We start from the raw sequence: 18736 nt of genomic DNA, 5'->3' as shown, positions 1-18736 counted from the left end.
TCCTTATGAGAAAATAAGAAAATCGCTTTGATCTTGAACAGCTCGTTCTGGTAATTGCCCTTGAATGATCTGTTCGATGTCCGTCACACATTTTTCTCCCATCTGTTCGAGACACTCCATTGTGTAAGCAGACGTATTAGGTGTCATGATTACGTTATCAAATGCCAGGTATGGGTGATCCTTGCGCCCCGGTTCTTCTTCTAAAACATCTGTCGCTAAGCCAGCGATCTTCCCGGATTTTAAACCGTTTACAATTGCTTGTTCATCTAAAAGTGCTCCGCGAGCACTATTTGACAAATATACTTGGTCTTTCATTTTTTCAATTTCTTTGGTTGAAATCATATGATAATTTTCATCTGTCAAATTGGCACACAGACAAATGATGTCTGAACGAGTCAGTAACTCATCTAACTCAACTTTCTTCCCGCCATAACTTTGTATGTGGAGTGCTGATTGATAGGGATCATAGGCTAATACCTCACAGCGAAACCCATTGCGCAAAATCTCCACGACACAACTTCCTGTGTTGCCTACACCTATGACACCTACTGTTTTATTGAACAATGCTCGCCCGACGAATTTGGCTCGTGACTCCCATTGATCTTGCCGAACTTTCACAGATGACTCTACGGTACACCGCAAAAGCGCCAACAGATTCGTCACATTATTTTCTGCCACCGCATCTCGTTCCACCAATGCTGGGATGATCGAAACGATCGTTTGATGGTTACGTGCAGCTTCTAGATCGATATTGTTGTAGCCAATACCATGACGAGTGATCAATAATAGCTCATCTTTGTGTTCAAAAAATTCCTCTGTAAAGTGAGGCGTCACACTGGCGATGATCAGATTATAACCTTGTAAACGTTGCGCCAATTCCTTCCCGGAAATGTCACTTTCCACATCAAAATGAGTCACTGTGCCGATTTTTTCGAGCCTCTGGATATGTTGAGGAAATATTTTGCCAAAACTACTAGAGTTGACTATCGCAATCTTATACTCAAGCATCCTAAGTCTCCTTCCTTTATTCCGTTTTTGTTACGATTTCGTGTCCGCCAAATCCATTTCTCAGCGCAGACACCACTTTTGCTGAGAAGCTGTCTTGTTCTTGTGATAAATTTCTCATGAAAAGACTTAATGCAATTGTTGGAACGGCAACGTCCATTTCCAGTGCTGTTTCCACCGTCCATTTGGCTTCTCCTGAAGCAGCAACGATACCCCGATATTCTTCTAAGTGGGGGCTGTTGGAAAATTGTGCTTCGGCAATCTCCATCAACCAGCTGCGGATTACCGATCCGTGGTTCCAGACATGGGCTACTGCTGCTAAATCAAAAGCATACTCACTCTGCTCAATCAGTTGGAACCCTTCACCGATTGCTTGCATCATGCCATATTCGATCCCGTTGTGGATCATCTTCAAGAAATGACCGCTTCCTGATACGCCTGCATAAAGATATCCGCCCTCAATAGCAACATTTTTGAATACTTGTTCGATCGAATGAAAGGCATTTAAGTCGCCGCCGACCATCAGACAAGCATTCTTGCGCGCACCGGAGATTCCTCCTGAAGTGCCGCAATCCAAATAGGCAACCTCTTTGTCTGAAAATTGTTTCCCTCGTCGAATCGAATCTTTATAATTTGAATTTCCACCTTCTATCACGATATCTTCTGGTAAAACAAGTGGCAGCAAGTCTTTTAGTACCGATTCTGTGATTTCCCCTGCTGGCAGCATCAGCCAGATGACTCGTTTGCCAGTAAATGAAGCGACCATTTGGCTGATAGTCTCATATGTTTCTATTCCCTCCCTTCGTGCAGTAAGTCGTGCTTGTTCTGAAAGATCCAGCCCTTTCGTTCGATAGCCATGATCTTTTAAATTGCTTGCTAAGTTCAAGCCCATTTTGCCAAGACCGATAATACCAATCTCCATGATAGCGCCTCCATTTCTATCTTCATTATACAAAAAAATATTTTTTGTAAATATAAATAATAAAAAATATTTTTTATTTGCATTTCTTTGGAAATCGTTGTACTTTAAAAATGAAGGCTTCGGAATGTATTGAAAAAGGAGAAAAACACTATGACTATATCGATTCGCTTAAAAATCAAGACCCTCTATAAAGACTTAAGCCCCAAAGAACAAGCAATCGCCGATTACATACTCGAAAACCCCAGTAAGGTTAGCCATAGTTCCATTAGTGATTTAGCAAATGAGCTAGGAATGGCGGATTCGACATTTTTTCAATTTACAAAAAAACTTGGTTACAACGGTTTTAAAGACTTTAAGATGGCCATGTTGATGCAAGAAAATGATTTATCCGCCATCTCTTTCCACGAAAATATTCAGCAATCAGATAACGAGCTGACCATGGCGCGCAAAGTCTTTGATTCCAACCTCACCACATTGACCGATACGCGAAAACTACTGCAAGAAGAAGATTTGAAACAAGCCGTCCAAATGATCGACAGTGCCAAGCGATTGTTCTTTTTTGGCGTAGGCGGTTCTGAAATCGTTGCAGCTGATGCATACCATAAATTCTTGCGCTCACCGATTTCTGTCGTTCACAGTGCGGATTATCACATTCAGTTGATGGAAGCAGCGTTACTGACCCCAGAAGATTGTGCCCTGTTGATTTCTCATACGGGTAAATCGAAAGAAACGATTGAACTTGCGCAAGTCGCCAAAGATTGCGGCGCCAAAGTTATCGTTATTACCAGTCACGCAGCATCTCCGCTAGCCAAATTAGGGGATGTCGTATTTATTTCTGTTTCCGAAGAGATCGAATTTCGTTCAGAAGCTCTTGCTTCCAGAATCTCTCAACTAAGTATCATCGATTCGCTCTATGTGATTTTGATGTTTATCAACCGCAACAAATCCCAAGACTCCATTGCGAAAGTTCGACGTACGATTTCTAAAATCAAAGAATAGCCTTCTTTAAATAGCGTAGCAGCCTAATCTTTAAAACCTTTCAATCATGTACTAATGGGTTATGAAAAAGTAATTTCCTCTGCTCTCCTTTCTTTGGACTTCAGAGGATTGATGGCTAGTCTAAATAAAAACCAAAGCTAACGATTAAAGTTCTGATACCGTCTAAGCACAAGCGTGTTCGATTTTTAGTCCATGATAATAGAAAAAAGCAGACTGTCTTTCCTCATAGAAAAACAGTCTGCTTTCTCTTGTTAAAAATCCTCACAAGTCGCGATGATCCCTTAAGCGATAACCGAGACCAATCTCAGTGATCAAGTATTCGGGACTGATGGTATTGGTCTCGATCTTTTTTCGTATATTTGACATATTGACCCGCAATACTTGCGGATCAGTGCCATAAGGTCCCCAAACTTCTGTCGCCAACGTTTGGTACGTTACGACTTTGCCTAGATGTTGGAACAAAACAGTTAAAATTCGGTACTCATTTTTGGTTAAATGGATCTCTGTTCCGGCCTTAGTCAAAAGCTGCCTTTCAGTATCAAGTGTTAATTCACCATTCTTGATGACTAGCGGCATTGGCTCTTGCTTCCGATGCCTGAATGCTGTGCGGATCCTTGCAAGCAATTCATTCATACCAAATGGCTTGGTCACATAATCATCCGCACCAAGATCCAACGCTTTGACTTTCTCGCTTTCATTGCTGCGAGCTGAAATCACGATCAATGGCACCGCCATCCGTTTGCGAATGATTTTCAATAACTCCATGCCGTCAATATCGGGTAGTCCTAGGTCAAGTAAAATCAAGTCAAAGGATTGTTCCTGAAAAATCGTCAGAGCAGCCATTCCAGTCTCTGCTACTCGAATATGATACCTTTCTTTTTCTAAAACGACTTCCATAAAATCGGCGATCGTCGGATCGTCTTCAATCAGCAAGACAGTTCTTCCCATGATGCCCACCTCCAGTTAATTCAAATAAATGCGTACGACCGTTTGACCATCTGCTACGGCCATCTCCAACTTGCCATGATGGGCATGAACAATGGTTTTGACGATACTCAAGCCGATGCCGAGACCATTTTTTGAGTCTACCGGCACTTCATTGTCTGAAGACAGATTTGATTGGATCCGTTCAAACTGCTTCATCGATATTTCTCCGGTATTTTTTATTTCAAATACCGTTTTCGCTCCTTCTTGAAAGACAGACAAGTAAACTTTTCCCGAATCTGAACCATGACGAAAGGCATTTTCTACCAAATTAAAAATTGCTTGTTCCATCAAAATCGGATCTACCTCCACGAACAGGACCGATTCCGGCAGCTGAACGATCAACTCTTTTTCCGGATAGACTTTTTTGGCATGTTCATAGACTGCGCCAATGATCTCTTCGATTGGTTCTGGGGTTTTCTTGACTTGCATCGTATCCATGTTGATACGAGTGATCGAAAGCAAATTCTCCACCATGCGGATCAGCCATTGGGACTCACTTTGGATGTCTCTCAATAACTTGCTGCGAGTCGCTTCCTTTAAAGAGTTATTAGTTTGTAAGAGCGTCTCCGCAATTCCTGAAATCGCCGTTAAAGGTGTCCGTAAATCATGAGAGATGGCCCGCAACAAATTGCTGCGAACTTTTTCTCGTTCATTTTCTAATTCAATTTTTTCTTTTTCATCCTTCAATTCTGTTTGTTCTAAAATCACAGCTAACTGGGTCAACACTAAGCGCAGATAATTTAGTTGGCTGTTCTCAAGTGGAAAATTACGGCTTCTGCGAATGCCTAAAACGGCCAATGTTTTGCTATTGGCAATAATCGGTAAATAAAATCCCTTTGCACCACTTAATGTATCGGTCCCATAGCCAGACTCTTTCTGATTTTTGGCAGACCAATAAGCAACAGCCGCTTCTTCCGGATGACTCAATGCGGATTGTTTTTTTGCACCATATTGGCTTTGTTTTTGCGCTTGTGCATCATACAAAATCACTTCGCGATCTAACAAGCGGGCCAGATAGGTGGCTGACAAATCAAAAATCTGCTGCCGGTCTTCTGCTAGAACAAATTGCTTGTTCAACTCATAAAGTATTTCCATCTGCTGTTCTTTTTCCATTGAATGAACAGCTTGTTTTTTTAAACGAACCATTAGATTACTGATCATTAGTGCGACAAGCAGCATGATGACTAACGTAATCGGATAACCTTGTTTATAGACGGTCAAGGAGTACAGTGGTTCAACGAAGAACCAGTTGAAGGCTAGGACGCTCAGGATCGAAGAAAGAGCGCTCCAGAAATAGCCTGAAGTTAGCCGCGCCACAAGTAGAATAAAAAAGATGTAGACGAGCATCAAATTCTGATCACCAAAATGCAAATACTGCATCACTTCAGTCGTCAGTGTCGCTAAGAAAACACTGATCAGGGCAATCGCTAGATCCTTTCCCCCTCCTTCAATGACTTTCTTGGAAAGAGAAAAAATAGAAGCACGCTCCTCTTTGTAAGGAATCAAATGAATCTCAGTGTCAGGCAACCGTTTCAGTAGCCGCACATCAAGTTCTTCCACAAACAGTTTCTCATACCATGGCTTGGCCAGGTTTTTACCCATGATGATGTCGGTGGCTCCCACCAGCTTGGCATATTCGATGATTGTTTCAAAATAATTGTCTTCTTCAATGACAACGACTTCCGCGCCTAACTTTTCGGCTAATGTCGTTGCTTCATTTTTTTCTTCCGAACGTATGTAAAGCACAGTCCATTCAGCACCTAGGCCTTGCGCTAATCGCGCTGTCCAACGAATACTTTTTTCTGCCATTTTAGGGAATGCATCCTGGACAATCGTGATCAGTTTGCTCTGGATTCCATTGGTTCGGCCACTGATTCGATTGATGTGGTCAGAAGCCCGCTGAATTGCCAATCCCCGCAGTTGTTCCAGTTTTTTGGGAATAAAAAAATTCTGCAACGCTCGCTTGGCATTTTCGTTGGCATAGATTTTTCCTTGTGCCAACCGATCGATCAGCTCATCTGGCTCGACATCGATCACTTTCAATGTTGCTTGTTGGAAGAATGTATCTGGGACCGTCTCTTTGACTTCGATCCCAGTGACTTCTTCTACAATATCATTCAAGCTTTCAATGTGTTGGACATTGACCGTCGTATGCACATCAATACCGGCATTTAAAAGTTCTTCAATGTCTTGATACCTCTTGCGATTTCTTGATCCTTCAGCGTTCGTATGGGCCAACTCATCGATTAAGACAATCGCAGGCTGCTGCTGAATGATCGCATCGATATCTGGTTCAGTCAACGTGATCCCTTTGTATTGGATTTCTTTCAACGGAATCTGCGGCAAACCAGCCAGCAGACTATTGGTATCTGGACGATCATGGGGTTCGATGTAACCTATCACCACATCTTTGCCGAGGGCTTTTAGTTCCTGTGCTTCTAAAAGCATGGCGTAAGTTTTTCCTACTCCTGCAGCAAAGCCAAAGTACACCCGCAGCCGGCCTTTTTTTCGATTTTCTGCTTTCAATGTATCTACTGATGTTGGTCTATCCATGTTTGCCTCTCCCATCAACAATCACTTACAGTTTATCTAATGCTAAATTCAGTTCAAGCACATTGACAAATGTTCGATCAGAAAACCAATCTTTTTGTGTCTTTTCTTTTATTATAGCACGAATGGCTGTTTCCTTCTGTTTACGTTCTTTGGCGATGCGAGGTACTTGTATCTCGGCTGCAGCGACACTAATATGCGGATCTAATCCGCTGGCTGATGCAGTCACCAGATCAACCGGTACCTCTGTGATTTGATTTTCTCTTTGAAGCGCCGTCTTTCTGTCGGATACCAGTCCCTCTTGTTCCGCAGAGACCGGAGACAATTGGGAGACCGCATTGCTTCTGCCAGCAAAGTAGCCTGGTTGCAGGAACTGCTGACCAATCAGTGTTGAACCAACTACTTCTCCCTCTACCATTCGTTGACTACCATTGGCTTGGTTGGAAAATAGCAATTGACCGACACCAGTGATCACAGCAGTATACACCCCGCCAAAAAACAAAATACTAAACACCAAGAAACGCAATTGAGTCCCTAGAATCTTTTTCATTTCTGCATCCTTCTTTCAATTTATTCATAGTAGGAAAAAGCTTAGCACGATATCGATCAATTTGATAAAAATGAAAGGTGCGATCAATCCGCCTAGTCCATATACCAGTAAATTGTGGCGCAAAATTTGGCTGGCTGGTTTTTCTTTGTATTTGACTCCTTTTAGAGCTAATGGAATCAAAGCAACGATAATGACCGCATTGTAAATCACGGCTGACAAGATCGCCGTCAGTGGACTACCTAACTGCATCACGTTCAATTGCGCCAGTTCAGGATAGATGCCATAAAAAAGAACAGGGATCACGGCGAAATATTTCGCCACATCATTGGCAATGCTGAATGTCGTCAATGCACCACGAGTCATCAACAGCTGTTTACCGATTCGTACGACCTGCAGCAATTTGGTTGGACTGGAATCCAGATCGATCATGTTGCCAGCCTCTTTGGCAGCCTGTGTTCCAGTATTCATAGCCATTGCCACATCTGCTTGAGCCAATGCTGGTGCATCGTTGGTTCCGTCGCCGGTCATGGCAACCAAGTGTCCTTTTTCTTGGTATTGCCGAATCAATTCCATTTTGTTTTCTGGCGTTGCTTCAGCGAGGAAATCATCGACTCCCGCTTCTGCTGCAATCGCTGCTGCGGTCAACGGGTTGTCTCCTGTGATCATGATAGTTTTGATACCCATTTTCCGCATATCGGCAAAATTTTCCTGTACACCGTTTTTGACGATGTCCTTCAAATAGATGACCCCCATGACTTGGTCATTTTTGACAACTACCAACGGGGTACCCCCAGAGTGCGCCACTTTGGCTACGATTTGGTCACACTGTGGTGGGTAGGTACCGCCACGAGCGAGCACATATTTCTTGATCGTATCCGCCGCACCTTTACGAATTTGATCGCCACGATAATCCATGCCGCTCATCCGTGTTTTGGCACTAAAATCGATAAATTTCACTTCGGATTGTTCAAAAGCGCGTTCTCGAATCCCAAATTTTTCTTTGGCTAGAATAACAATACTGCGGCCTTCTGCCGTTTCGTCAGCTAATGAGGAAAGCTGCGCGGCATCTGCTAATTGTTCTTCACCAATACCGTCTACAGGTAGAAAGGCACTTGCCCGACGATTTCCCAGTGTAATGGTTCCTGTTTTATCCAATAACAAAATATCGACATCACCAGCCGCTTCGATGGCACGACCGCTCATGGCAATAACATTTTCTTTCGTCAGACGGCTCATTCCAGCAATCCCGATCGAAGAGATCAGTGCACCGATGGTCGTTGGGGCTAGACAAACGAGCAATGCAATAATTACAATACTAGAAAGCGCGGTTCCTTTTTGCGAAAGAATACTGCTTAGTTCCGTAAATGGGACTAATGTTACTGCCACCGCTAAAAAGATGATCGTCAATGTGATCAGAAAAATCTGCAGTCCTATTTCATTAGGCGTTTTTTTGCGTTGTGTCCCTTCTACCATTGAAATCATTTTATCCAAAAACGAATGTCCATTTTCAGACGTCACTCGAATGACCAAGTAATCGGAAACCACCGTTGTCCCGCCAGTGACTGCACTGCGGTCTCCACCTGATTCTCGAATTACTGGCGCTGATTCACCCGTAATGGCACTTTCATCTACCGAGGCAGCACCTTCAATGACATCGCCGTCTGCCGGAATCTGTTGTCCAGAAACGACATAAACCAAGTCACCTTTTTTCAAATCTGATGACTTCATTTCGATGAACTGCTCTGATTGGATATCCTGTAAATCATTGATTTTGTAAGTCATGACGTCTTTTTTGGCTTGTTTTAAGCTATCTGCCTGAGCTTTCCCACGACCTTCCGCGACCGCTTCAGCAAAATTTGCGAACAGCAATGTGAGCCAAAGTAAGCTGGTGATCGTGATGGTAAACCACAATGGAATGTCAGATTGTTCAAAGCAGAGAACCGTCGCTGCGATGGCACCAATATAAACCACGAACATCACTGGATTTTTTATTTGTTGCCGCGGATCTAGTTTGAGAAATGCTTGCTTGATTGCCCAGCGATATATCTTTTTCATTTTATTCTTCTCCTTTTTATTTCAGTGTAAGAAAATCTGCGATCGGACCTAATGCCAATGCAGGTAGAAAACTTAATGCCCCGATCACTAAAATCACAATCATCAACATCGTGACGAATGTCGGATTGACGGTAGAAAGAGTACCGTCATTCACAGCTACTTTCTTCTTGCGTCCCATGTTTTCAGCCAAAAATAAAACGGCGATGATCGGAATATACCGAGAGAAAAGCATGAGTCCACTACCTAAGACATTCAAAAATGGGGTATCTGCTAACAACCCATTAAATGCACTTCCGTTGTTATTAGCCAATGATGTTGCTCCGTATAACAGCTCACTAAATCCGTGAGCCCCTTTGTTGGTCAACCATTCCAAAATATCCGGGTGCATCGCAAGCGCCATCGCCCCAAACAGCGTCAGCAGAAGCGGCGTCAAAATGACTAAACTTGCCATTTTGATATCAAAGGCTTCGATTTTCTTGCCTAAATATTCTGGTGTGCGTCCAACAAGCAGTCCGGCAATGAACACTGCTAAAAGCAGAAATGCTAACATCCCATAAAGCCCGCTACCGACACCACCAAAAATGATTTCCCCTAGTTGCATGAGAAACATCGGCACTGCACCGCCTAATGGAGTGAAGCTATCCAACATCGCGTTGACCGATCCATTGGAAGCTGCCGTGGTACTGACTGCCCACAAACTTGACCAGCCAATCCCAAAGCGAATTTCTTTGCCTTCCATATTGGCTGAACCAACGACATCGTTGAAAATCGGTCCATAGTTTTCACTGATCAATACACCTAAAAAAGCGGCAAATAGGAAGAACAGCGAAACAAATAAAATCGTTCGTCCTTGTTTCCAGTCTTTTACCCAAAAGCCAAAAGCAAAAATCAGCGCAGCTGGTAAAAGGAGAATGGCTAAATTCTCGATAAAGTTTGAAAAAATCGTCGGATTCTCAAATGGATAGGCCGAATTGGCCCCAAAAAAGCCGCCACCGTTCGTCCCTAACTGTTTGATAGCCACCTGACTAGCAACAGGGCCAAGATATAACCAAAGATTTTCTCCTTCCAAACTGTTGTAGGCCATTCCGCTACTGAAGGTTTGAACGACTCCTTGAGAGATCAATAAAATCGCAATGATCGTGGACAGTGGTAATAGGATATACAATAATCCGCGAACCATGTCTTGCCAAAAATTGCCTAAATAGGATTCTTTTTTCTGAACCAATCCACGAATGAATGCACAAAGAACAGCCAATCCAACTGCCGCCGACAAGAAATTTTGGACAGTCAAACCAAAGACTTGTGTACTATTGGATAGTGCCAACTCGCCAGAATATGCTTGCCAGTTCGTATTAGTGATAAAGCTGACAGCTGTATTAAGTGCTAAATCAAAAGACAGATTATCAACCTTTGCTCCACCCGGCAGCCAACCTTGAACCATTAAAAGTACCGTCAAAAACAGCAGCGAACTGATTCCTAGCCCTAATACACTGATCAAATAACGTTTTGCGGACATTTTTCGCTGACTTTCTGAACCGATCAACCGATAGAAACCCCGCTCGATCGGTTGGATAAAGCGGACGAAACGGGGCGTCTCCCCCGTCATGATCATCTTGATATAAAACCCTAAAGGGGCTGCTAAAATCAGTAATACAAAAAAGAAAAACAGCCCTTGAAAAACAAAGCTCATCATAACTCTTCCCCCTTGAACAGAAACCAAAATAGATAAAGCATCAATCCAAAACTCAAACATCCTAAAAGTAGTAACATCTTCTTCCTCTCCTTTGATCTTATCTTAAAAAAAATGTTGTAAAGATAGTATCAAGGTTCGCTGGATTTCTTTATATCTTCTTTATACGATGAGCTGTAACACAATCTGTCTGTTTACAGCGAATTAGCGGATTTATCTTCTTGCCCACCCTGTTATATTTGGTTATACTTGTCTCACTTAATCTAGAAAGGAGCAATCAATAATGCAGTTTACGATCTCGGGTCTGGTCTTAATCCCGTTATTTCTTGTTACTTGCTATTTGATTCTGCGTTACAATGCTGCTCAGCTTTCACTTTTTCAAAAAATAACGGTTGGAGCCTTTGTTTTCTATAGTTTCGCTGTCCTTTACTTGACTTTTTTCCCTTTTCAAATCCAAACAGGGGTCTATGCCAATCAATCCGATTGGCTTAGTCGCATCAACTTCTCCTTAGCAGCAGATCTTTCGATACTCCCTAATCTCATTATGTTGGCGCCATTAGCTGTTTTTTATTATTTGATGGCTAACAAAACTTCTATTTTTCGAGCTGTTCTGCTGGGATTTTCGGTCAGCTTTAGTATCGAAGTACTGCAGTTTTTAAGCAATTATTTCCTAGGCGGCTGGCGAGGGGCAGATGTCGTGGATTTGATTGCAAATACCGTTGGGGCATTACTTGGTTATTTACTCAGTCGCTTTCTTTTCACTGTGCTGCCTGAGCGATCCTTTCTTAGAAAATTTATGCTTCATTCCCCTAGTGAGTCGTAAATCAACTATCGGAGCAAGCAAAAAAGAGCCCGTCAAAAGGCTCTTTTTCGTATCTGTCTATTCGAAAAGAAAATCTTGCAGTTTTACTAGATGGGTATTGCTGTTGCCGGAAATCAAGCAGATCACTTTGTTTAGCGATTTGTTGAAACGATCGTGGCACCAAAAGGCATCAATGCTAGACCCGCTAGTTTCAGCGACTGTTTCGCAAAAGGAATCCCAATAATCGTAATCGTTAAGAGAATGGCACTCATCAGATGAGCGATTGCCAAAGGTATTCCTGAAAAAATCAGCCACAGGATATTCAATAGCAAAGAAACCCCTGAACCACTATAGACAACTTCTTTTCCAAAAGGAGCCAATGATAAAGAAGCGAATTTAAAACACTGCAAACCAATCGGGATACCGATGATCGTCACACACCACAGACAACCGGCCAAAAACCACGAAATTGCACCAAGCAATCCACCAAAAATCATCCAAATCAGGTTTCCTAAACAACTCATACTCATCACATTCCTTTCCTTTGAAAAAAGCGGCCATCATAGATGACGACCGCCTTGCATTATCCTTCGTTCGTTTTTGATTACATTCATTTAGCCAACTGCTTATTCGTTAGAATTTCCGCCAAATACACCCGTGATCGAAGACCAAAGTCCACTGAAGAAGTTTTTAACATTTTCCCATAGTCCTTTGGATTTTTCTTCAATTTGTTTGCGGGCTTCTGAAAGATCCAACTCTTTGACAAAATCTTCAAAAATATTTTTGTCTTTCATGTCGCTCATCAATGTTGTCAATTCAGTAACTTGATCCGAAGTCACGATTCCCTCTAAACCATTGTCTTTCAATGCTTTTTCAACAGTTGCTTGAATATCGGATTGGGTCAATTCTGAGCCATCAGCTGTTTGGGCAGCTAGCTCTGTTTTCGCTTGTTCTTGTGCAGCATTCAGAGCTTCATCAGAATAGCCTTCTTTGTCTTTGTTTTCTTCTGTAATGGTTGATAAGACATCCATTTCATCTTGCGCAACACTGACACGATCTTGATTGATGATGCCGCCGGATTCTTCAACGATTTTGTAGACTCCTGCCAATGCCCCAGAACCGTCAATCGGTACAGCAGAAGCTACTGTTAGCTTAGCATCTGTGATCCCAGCAGTCAGTGCGGCATTTTGGTATTGTGCGGCAGTGATGCGGGTGATATTTTTAGGTGTCGCAATATCCACCGTGATTCCTTCGCCACTATCAAGGGTCTGCATGCGGACAGAACTATACACCGCCCAATCTTTAGTAAAGCCACCATCAGGGATATATTTCATTAAATCGGAACCTGAAGTCGTATAGATCGGTGTTTCTCCTTTGATCCCCAGTTGATCCAGGGTATAGTTTTCTTGCTCTTTTGTTAATGCATTACCAATGGCTACCGCATTGATCTGCAATTTTTCTTTACTATCCGTCGTAGAAGTCGCAGTTTCTGAGCTTGCTGTCTCTGAAGCTGCCGAAGACGAGGTTTCGATCGTTTGTGAGATTGCTGAGCGCCCTTCACTTGAAGTTGATTCTTCAGCAAATGCTAATGGTGCGGCAACTAAAACTTGGCTAGAAACCAAGAGAGTGGCTAAAATCATTTGTTTTTTTCTGATATTTTTTTTCATAGTATCCTCCATCTAACTATTTTCCTGTTTCTATTATTGTACTATAAGAGATACGTTTCGACCTACGGCTAGGGTCGGATTTGAAGGAAAATTTATGATCTACTTGTTTAAAGAAAAAATTAAAATGTTTTTTTATCGCAATATTGAGGATACTGACTACAAACGTATTTATTATCTTTATTACATTTGTTATTGACTGTGTGGTTACCCGACACTATATACTGATTATTAGGAGGCGAACGATGAAATTACTGACAACAAGTGAACTAGCAACCTTATTTTCTATTTCAAAACACACAATCCGGCACTATATTGATATTGATTTGCTGACACCTAAGGAAAGGAGAGACAATGGTTATTTCTTTTTCGATGAAGAAAATGTTTATAGATTATATCAAATTATCGTTCTTAGGAACATTGGCTACTCTCTTAAAACAATTAAAACGGTTTTAACTGAAGAGGATGTAGCCCACTATTTTTTGGAAGCTGAACAAAATCTTCAAAAAAAAATCGACGAATTACTTGCTATAAAAAATACCGTGCAGAAGATCATCCAGGCTCAAGAACGCTACAAGCTAAATGAAATAACTTTCTTTGAAAGAGCGGATCGCTACTTCCATCCTTTTCCGGAAACGGTTATTGATAATTCCGAGATTGATTTGATCAAAGCAACAAAAATGAACTTCTCGTCCCTCGATCAACTATTCTATGTTCATAATGAAAATGAAGTGATTCCTTGCTTTCAAAGCAAAAATAAAGAGGATGATCTTTTCTTTGCTAAAGGGACTTATGCCAGTATGAGCTTTATCGTTAATACGGAAGACTGCATTAAAAAAAATATTGATCTTTTTTTAGCTGATAAATTACTAGCTATAAAGGATACTTCACCACATCATTTCTTAGTTTTTGAAAATATCTATTGTTCATTAGCCTATAATAATGCCACCATTTTTACTGTTGAGATTAAATTATAAGAAAAGAGGATTGGATATGTTTACAGTAACAACGGAAACAATTGCGGATAAAAGAATTCGTGAAGTAAAAGGAGCTATCTTTAATGAACAAGTCATTTCAATTAACATTGTGAAAGATACAATCAGTGGTATTAAAGGGATATTTGGCGGAAAATCTACTACTTATTCTAATGAATATTCAAGCGGAAGGAAATTGGCTCTTTTAGAATTAGAATCACAAGCCCGTAGTCTGTCTGCAAACGCGATAATCAATACCCGTGTTAGTTATAATCAATTTGTAAATTCTGATATCATGCTCATCGTTGTAACAGCTAGCGGAACAGCAGTTGTTGTTGAAGAATAGGTGCACTAGGCTCTCATCTATAAAAAATCAGCTTACTAAACAATGTAAGGCAGCATTATGCCGTGATAGCTCATTCTTTCCACATTAATTTTTCGCCTGAGAAAAAAGTATGTTTTTTTGAGAGTCTAGGTATAAGACCCTTTTAATAACTCACAACTCCAATCAAGCGGCACTATTTTTTCCCAGCAACAAATTTAGGAAGAAACGTCTATCATTTACACTATGCACAATTAAAAACAAAAATCACCTGTGACAAAGTGATTTAAATAGAAAATTTATTAGAAAAAAGAAAAAAGCCTTCGCTTCTATTTGTCTATTAATATATCTTCAATCGCTAAACACATAGACCTCTTAACAAGTCAAAAAAGTACGGCCTATCGATCAATCCTGAGTAGATTGACCAGTAGGCCGCTTGTTCATAATTGAATCTATTCCTGCTTCTTCATTATGAAGTAAGCGTTATATGCCTCGTTTCTTTGAAACTTATAAGAGTTATCTAAGGTCTGTATGCTATCAATACTCAAACTGGCGATAGTAGCGTCGTATCTCCATTGGGTGGCAATTCATTTGCTCGACATAGGCATCAATACGTTGTGTCACGCAATGCATCAATAAATGAGACAGTACACGGCCACGATATTTCTCACTGATTCCTGAAACAGGATAGTCTTTCGTGTCGATCAATGTATAGTCGCCACAAATTCTTGGCAATAATTTAGCTACTCTTTCTGATAATGGCCGCTGTTCATCTTCGCCTAAAAAGACGGTCACAGGGGTTGTTTCATCAACGATTTCCAACGTCCCGTGAAGAAATTCAGCGGCGTGGATTGATTTAGAACGCAACCAGCTTTGTTCTTCCCAGTAACACATAGCGTAAGAATAAACAGCACCCCATTGATTTCCCGCACCGATGAAATAGTGCATCGCATCATGACGATGTTTTTCCGCAAACGATCGGCCAAATTCATCCGCTTGTTTCTCTGCTTCTACTAATCCTTTTGCTAGATGCTGATCCAATTCTTGATAATACTCTTCGTAATCAGGAAAATCCCCATGATTTTTCATTAAACGATCCGCAACCATAAAGAATTTGATTTGTTCTGTTCCTGGTGCAGGATACGTGATGACATGGTCACACTGTTCTGCCAAGACACTGCCTTTTGTATCAATAAATCCTAGCAATGTCGCTCCTACTTTTTTGATTTCTGCGACAGCCTTTACCACTTCTTGTGTCGTACCAGTGACAGATGACAAGATAACTAATGAGTCTTTTGTCAAGCGACGGTTCCCTGTTGTATAGTATTCCGCCGCATGTTGGACATAAACAGGCAGATCACTTTTTCCATTGATATAAGTAACTGCTTGCATAGCAGAAGCATACGTGCCGCCAATTCCTAGATAATAGATCGCATCATAGCCTTTTTCGTCAAGGGTGTCGACCAACTTTTCAATTTCTGGGCGCAAGTCTAACATTCCTTGGATATCATCAATTTGTTGTTGTTCATTAAATTTAAGCATTTTTCCACCTCTAAATTTTACTTTTTAACACTTGATCAAAATCGTCAAAAATACGTTTACTTAAATCGATTCCTTTAGCAGCTGCCCCAAGATAGGAGAAAATTTGAAACGGAATAACTAAGAGCAACGGAGAAAAAAGTTCCTCACATGCAACATCCAGCCCAAGTGTATCGGAGTCAGCCGCTGCTGCTACAGTGATTGTATAAGCTTTCCCCACATGAGAAGTCATATAATCACACAATAACTGAGATCTTGTTTGATTCGAGCTTGGCGCTTCAATAAAGAAAAGCACATGTTCATGGTTTGCTTCAAGATAAGGACCGTGCATATACGCTTCTAATTCCACGCCTTGAGAAGGTACTCGAACAGTTTCGGTAAATTTCGTTTCAAATTCTTTTGCGGTTCCCCAGTTTGGACCGTAACCAATTGTCACAAACCGATTGGCTAGTTTAAAAGTACTGACGTTTTTCTCAAAAAAAGCTATCGTTTTATCAATGACTTGAGGAACGGCCTCAATCATCTTCTCTAACTGGCTTTTGATAATCGACACTTGGTCATCGGACAATAAGCCTTTGCTGTAGCCAATCGATACGCCTAACAGATAGAGTTGCAATACCGTTGCGACATATCCCTTCGTCACGAATCCAACGGTCTCGATCCCGGTTCCTAAATCAATTCTTTCGTTTACTTTTTGCACAAGGGGGCTTTCGAGATCACTGCTCAAACCGATGGTGTAAAGACCTTGCTCTGACAAATGCGCCACGGCATCTATTGTCGAGGCACTTTTTCCACTTTGAGAAACCGCCAGAACTGTCTCAATTTCTTTTGAAAGATGACCATAATGATTAAAGTGGTATGGTTCCTCGATCGTGACAGTGATCTGCGCCAACTTCTCCAGTGCGTACTTTGCTGCTAAACAGGCATTGGCAGAAGAGCCTGTTGCCAAAATCATTAAATGTTCAATCGCTAATCTTCTTTCTTCTTTTTTAGGAACAAATCCTTGCAATATCTCAACTAATGTTTCTTGCTCTTCCTGAATATAATCCATCATCGTTGCCACAACAATTCCTCCTTAAAAAAGTCCAATCAAGGATCCCAAAATACCAACTACTGCTAATCCAAGCAGAATAATCAACGGCTTGACTTCTTTTTTCAGCAGATAAAAGACAACCCCAAACGCACCTAATGATAAAATTTTCGGGACGATATCATCAAAGATACTTTGTACTGTAACAGCATTTTCACCCGAACCGATCTGTAACGGGATATTGATATCGATCATCGTAGCTGTCATTCCTCCCACGACCATCAATCCAATGATCGCGGCACCGTATGTTAAGCTTTCCATCATACCGTTTTCCTGGATTTTCTTTAAAAATCCTGTTCCAAGCTTATATCCCCAACCAGTAGCAAAATAACGAAACAGTAAATGAGGAATATTGAAAATCAGCAGAAAGAGAATCGGTCCCAATATGTTTCCTTGTAAAGCCAATGAAGTTCCTACTCCAGTGGCGATCAGCCGTAACGTTCCCCAAAAGAAGGAATCCCCAATCCCAGCTAAAGGTCCCATCAAGGATGTCTTGATGTTATCGATCGCTGAGGAATCAAAATTTGGATCATTCACATTTTCTTCTTCCATCGCTGCATTGATTCCTAAAATAAGTGTCACGATATGAGGGGTCGTGTTGAAAAATTCCAGATGACGTTTCAATGCATCGGCCATCGATTCTTTTGTTTTGTAAAGTTTCTTTAAAATCGGAATCATCGCATAGACATAAGCCAGGTTCATTTGCCGCTCATAGTTCCATGAGAACTCCATTTGAAACGAACGCCAGAAGACACGATTCAATTCTTTTTTGGTAATTTCGGTTTTCTCATTAGAAGTCTTCATCATCATCTAGTACCTCCCCTGAAGTCGTTTGAACAGATTGCCCTTGTCCGCGTATGTTTCTTAGATTCACAACTACAACGGCTGTTATCGCACCAAAGATTGCAATTCCTGTAACAGGCAGCTCTAAATAAGCTGCTAATGCAAACCCTAAAAAGAAATAAGGAGCAACTTGTTTATTGATCAGTAACCTAGCCAACATGGCAAATCCAAGGGCTGGGATCAAGCCAGTTGCTACTGATAAACCGTTCTGAACAAAGGCCGGAATCATATCCAACAATTTACTAATCGTATTACTGCCTACCATGAAGGAAATCGTAACTACAAGAGCCAACATCAGTGATAAGCCAAAACCTGCCAATAAGTGCATTCTTTCCACACCTTTGTAGTTACCATCTGCCGCATACAAATCGGCTTTTTGGTTCATCATAGGAATGAGCAGTCCCAAGTAAACATTTTTCAAGATAAGTGTCAATGTTGCGATCGGGAGTCCTAACAATAAAGCCGTCTCCGTTCCTGCTCCTGCTGTAATTGCAAAGGCTGTACCAAGAATCCCACCAGTTACGACATCGGGCGGAATAGACGCACCAACAGAAAAAGAGCCGATAAACGCTAGTTCCAGTGTTGCACCCATAATGATTCCGGTGCTGACATCCCCTAATACGATTCCTGTAAACAATCCAGTAACAATAGGACGCGACAGTAATGACGTTCCTAATGCATATTCAGATTGCGCGATAAATGCAACAATTCCAAGTAATATTGCTTGCAGCATCTCTGTTACTC

At 41.4% G+C, this 18736-nt stretch carries 16 protein-coding genes and 1 pseudogene; 4 read left to right on the top strand and 13 right to left on the bottom strand.

Features of this window, described 5'->3' with window-relative positions:
- Window positions 1-3: 3 nt before the first annotated feature.
- Together DVW06_RS00485 and gnd are read right to left on the bottom strand one after the other, a co-directional pair.
- Complete coding sequence (locus DVW06_RS00485; protein WP_137264299.1) at window positions 4-1008, bottom strand: D-isomer specific 2-hydroxyacid dehydrogenase family protein; 1005 nt, start codon at window positions 1006-1008, stop codon at window positions 4-6.
- A gap of 16 nt (window positions 1009-1024) precedes the next feature.
- The gene (gene gnd, locus DVW06_RS00480; protein ID WP_137264298.1) at window positions 1025-1927 is read right to left on the bottom strand and encodes a phosphogluconate dehydrogenase (NAD(+)-dependent, decarboxylating); all 903 of its coding nucleotides are present in this window, start codon (window positions 1925-1927) and stop codon (window positions 1025-1027) included.
- Between the two features lie 150 nt (window positions 1928-2077).
- Here gnd and DVW06_RS00475 point away from each other — a divergent pair, with 150 nt between their 5' ends.
- On the top strand, window positions 2078-2926 hold the full coding sequence (locus DVW06_RS00475) for a MurR/RpiR family transcriptional regulator (protein ID WP_003125570.1): 849 nt from the start codon (window positions 2078-2080) through the stop codon (window positions 2924-2926).
- 261 nt (window positions 2927-3187) lie between these two features.
- On the opposite strand, the gene DVW06_RS00470 is transcribed toward DVW06_RS00475, so the two are convergent.
- From DVW06_RS00470 to kdpA, 5 genes and pseudogenes are all read right to left on the bottom strand, one after another.
- A complete protein-coding gene (locus DVW06_RS00470) occupies window positions 3188-3874 on the bottom strand; it encodes a response regulator transcription factor (protein ID WP_021150372.1) in 687 nt (228 codons plus the stop codon).
- Window positions 3875-3889: 15 nt separating this feature from the next.
- Window positions 3890-6466 carry a sensor histidine kinase gene (locus DVW06_RS00465; RefSeq protein ID WP_034704019.1) on the bottom strand — a complete coding sequence of 859 codons (2577 nt, stop codon included), beginning with the start codon at window positions 6464-6466 and terminating at the stop codon, window positions 3890-3892.
- Window positions 6467-6491: 25 nt separating this feature from the next.
- Window positions 6492-7013, bottom strand: coding sequence for a potassium-transporting ATPase subunit C (locus DVW06_RS00460; RefSeq protein ID WP_003125567.1), 522 nt, complete (start codon window positions 7011-7013; stop codon window positions 6492-6494).
- A gap of 24 nt (window positions 7014-7037) precedes the next feature.
- Window positions 7038-9074: pseudogene (gene kdpB, locus DVW06_RS00455) on the bottom strand (potassium-transporting ATPase subunit KdpB); the annotation flags it as partial.
- A 10-nt stretch (window positions 9075-9084) separates the two neighbouring features.
- Window positions 9085-10761 (bottom strand): potassium-transporting ATPase subunit KdpA, encoded by a 1677-nt coding sequence (gene kdpA, locus DVW06_RS00450; protein WP_003125565.1) that lies wholly within the window; start codon window positions 10759-10761, stop codon window positions 9085-9087.
- Between the two features lie 280 nt (window positions 10762-11041).
- On the opposite strand from kdpA, the gene DVW06_RS00445 reads away from it, so the two are divergent.
- The gene (locus tag DVW06_RS00445) at window positions 11042-11581 is read left to right on the top strand and encodes a VanZ family protein (RefSeq protein WP_137264297.1); all 540 of its coding nucleotides are present in this window, start codon (window positions 11042-11044) and stop codon (window positions 11579-11581) included.
- 131 nt (window positions 11582-11712) lie between these two features.
- Here the strand turns inward: DVW06_RS00445 and DVW06_RS00440 are convergent, their stop codons facing one another.
- Together DVW06_RS00440 and DVW06_RS00435 are read right to left on the bottom strand one after the other, a co-directional pair.
- Window positions 11713-12084 (bottom strand): YccF domain-containing protein, encoded by a 372-nt coding sequence (locus tag DVW06_RS00440; protein WP_003125563.1) that lies wholly within the window; start codon window positions 12082-12084, stop codon window positions 11713-11715.
- Window positions 12085-12186: 102 nt separating this feature from the next.
- Window positions 12187-13227: a DUF1002 domain-containing protein gene (locus DVW06_RS00435; protein ID WP_005470496.1), complete on the bottom strand. Its 1041-nt coding sequence runs from the start codon at window positions 13225-13227 to the stop codon at window positions 12187-12189.
- Between the two features lie 242 nt (window positions 13228-13469).
- Between DVW06_RS00435 and DVW06_RS00430 the strand changes: the two genes are divergently transcribed.
- Both DVW06_RS00430 and DVW06_RS00425 read left to right on the top strand, forming a co-directional pair.
- Window positions 13470-14201: a MerR family transcriptional regulator gene (locus DVW06_RS00430; RefSeq protein WP_137264296.1), complete on the top strand. Its 732-nt coding sequence runs from the start codon at window positions 13470-13472 to the stop codon at window positions 14199-14201.
- Window positions 14202-14217: 16 nt separating this feature from the next.
- A complete protein-coding gene (locus DVW06_RS00425; RefSeq protein ID WP_029486440.1) occupies window positions 14218-14544 on the top strand; it encodes a YbjQ family protein in 327 nt (108 codons plus the stop codon).
- A 513-nt stretch (window positions 14545-15057) separates the two neighbouring features.
- On the opposite strand, the gene DVW06_RS00420 is transcribed toward DVW06_RS00425, so the two are convergent.
- Genes DVW06_RS00420 through DVW06_RS00405 form a run of 4 tightly spaced genes read right to left on the bottom strand, consistent with a single transcriptional unit; the run spans window position 15058 to window position 18725 of the window.
- Window positions 15058-16062 carry an SIS domain-containing protein gene (locus tag DVW06_RS00420; protein WP_029486439.1) on the bottom strand — a complete coding sequence of 335 codons (1005 nt, stop codon included), beginning with the start codon at window positions 16060-16062 and terminating at the stop codon, window positions 15058-15060.
- A gap of 10 nt (window positions 16063-16072) precedes the next feature.
- The gene (locus DVW06_RS00415; protein WP_029486438.1) at window positions 16073-17122 is read right to left on the bottom strand and encodes an SIS domain-containing protein; all 1050 of its coding nucleotides are present in this window, start codon (window positions 17120-17122) and stop codon (window positions 16073-16075) included.
- 12 nt (window positions 17123-17134) lie between these two features.
- Window positions 17135-17956 (bottom strand): PTS system mannose/fructose/sorbose family transporter subunit IID, encoded by an 822-nt coding sequence (locus tag DVW06_RS00410; RefSeq protein WP_137264377.1) that lies wholly within the window; start codon window positions 17954-17956, stop codon window positions 17135-17137.
- The gene (locus DVW06_RS00405) at window positions 17940-18725 is read right to left on the bottom strand and encodes a PTS mannose/fructose/sorbose/N-acetylgalactosamine transporter subunit IIC (protein WP_029486435.1); all 786 of its coding nucleotides are present in this window, start codon (window positions 18723-18725) and stop codon (window positions 17940-17942) included. The genes DVW06_RS00410 and DVW06_RS00405 overlap by 17 nt, the downstream gene beginning before the upstream one ends.
- Window positions 18726-18736 lie beyond the last annotated feature (11 nt).

This window comes from Enterococcus sp. ARL09-542, assembly GCF_005234805.1.
Taxonomy (GTDB): Bacteria; Bacillota; Bacilli; order Lactobacillales; family Enterococcaceae; genus Enterococcus_D; species Enterococcus_D gallinarum.
Note: the sequence above shows the minus strand (reverse complement) of the source record. Positions and strands in the feature narration are given on the sequence as shown.

Excerpts from the sequence above, each read along its gene's own strand:
- DVW06_RS00475 (WP_003125570.1), top strand. The coding sequence starts at position 2,078 with ATGACTATATCGATTCGCTTAAAAATCAAGACCCTCTATAAAGACTTA.
- DVW06_RS00465 (WP_034704019.1), bottom strand. The coding sequence starts at position 6,466 with ATGGATAGACCAACATCAGTAGATACATTGAAAGCAGAAAATCGAAAA.
- DVW06_RS00405 (WP_029486435.1), bottom strand. The coding sequence starts at position 18,725 with ATGCTGCAAGCAATATTACTTGGAATTGTTGCATTTATCGCGCAATCT.
- DVW06_RS00425 (WP_029486440.1), top strand. The coding sequence starts at position 14,218 with ATGTTTACAGTAACAACGGAAACAATTGCGGATAAAAGAATTCGTGAA.
- gnd (WP_137264298.1), bottom strand. The coding sequence starts at position 1,927 with ATGGAGATTGGTATTATCGGTCTTGGCAAAATGGGCTTGAACTTAGCA.
- kdpA (WP_003125565.1), bottom strand. The coding sequence starts at position 10,761 with ATGATGAGCTTTGTTTTTCAAGGGCTGTTTTTCTTTTTTGTATTACTG.
- DVW06_RS00410 (WP_137264377.1), bottom strand. The coding sequence starts at position 17,956 with ATGATGAAGACTTCTAATGAGAAAACCGAAATTACCAAAAAAGAATTG.
- DVW06_RS00435 (WP_005470496.1), bottom strand. The coding sequence starts at position 13,227 with ATGAAAAAAAATATCAGAAAAAAACAAATGATTTTAGCCACTCTCTTG.
- DVW06_RS00420 (WP_029486439.1), bottom strand. The coding sequence starts at position 16,062 with ATGCTTAAATTTAATGAACAACAACAAATTGATGATATCCAAGGAATG.
- DVW06_RS00460 (WP_003125567.1), bottom strand. The coding sequence starts at position 7,013 with ATGAAAAAGATTCTAGGGACTCAATTGCGTTTCTTGGTGTTTAGTATT.
- DVW06_RS00440 (WP_003125563.1), bottom strand. The coding sequence starts at position 12,084 with ATGAGTTGTTTAGGAAACCTGATTTGGATGATTTTTGGTGGATTGCTT.
- DVW06_RS00470 (WP_021150372.1), bottom strand. The coding sequence starts at position 3,874 with ATGGGAAGAACTGTCTTGCTGATTGAAGACGATCCGACGATCGCCGAT.
- DVW06_RS00430 (WP_137264296.1), top strand. The coding sequence starts at position 13,470 with ATGAAATTACTGACAACAAGTGAACTAGCAACCTTATTTTCTATTTCA.
- DVW06_RS00445 (WP_137264297.1), top strand. The coding sequence starts at position 11,042 with ATGCAGTTTACGATCTCGGGTCTGGTCTTAATCCCGTTATTTCTTGTT.
- DVW06_RS00485 (WP_137264299.1), bottom strand. The coding sequence starts at position 1,008 with ATGCTTGAGTATAAGATTGCGATAGTCAACTCTAGTAGTTTTGGCAAA.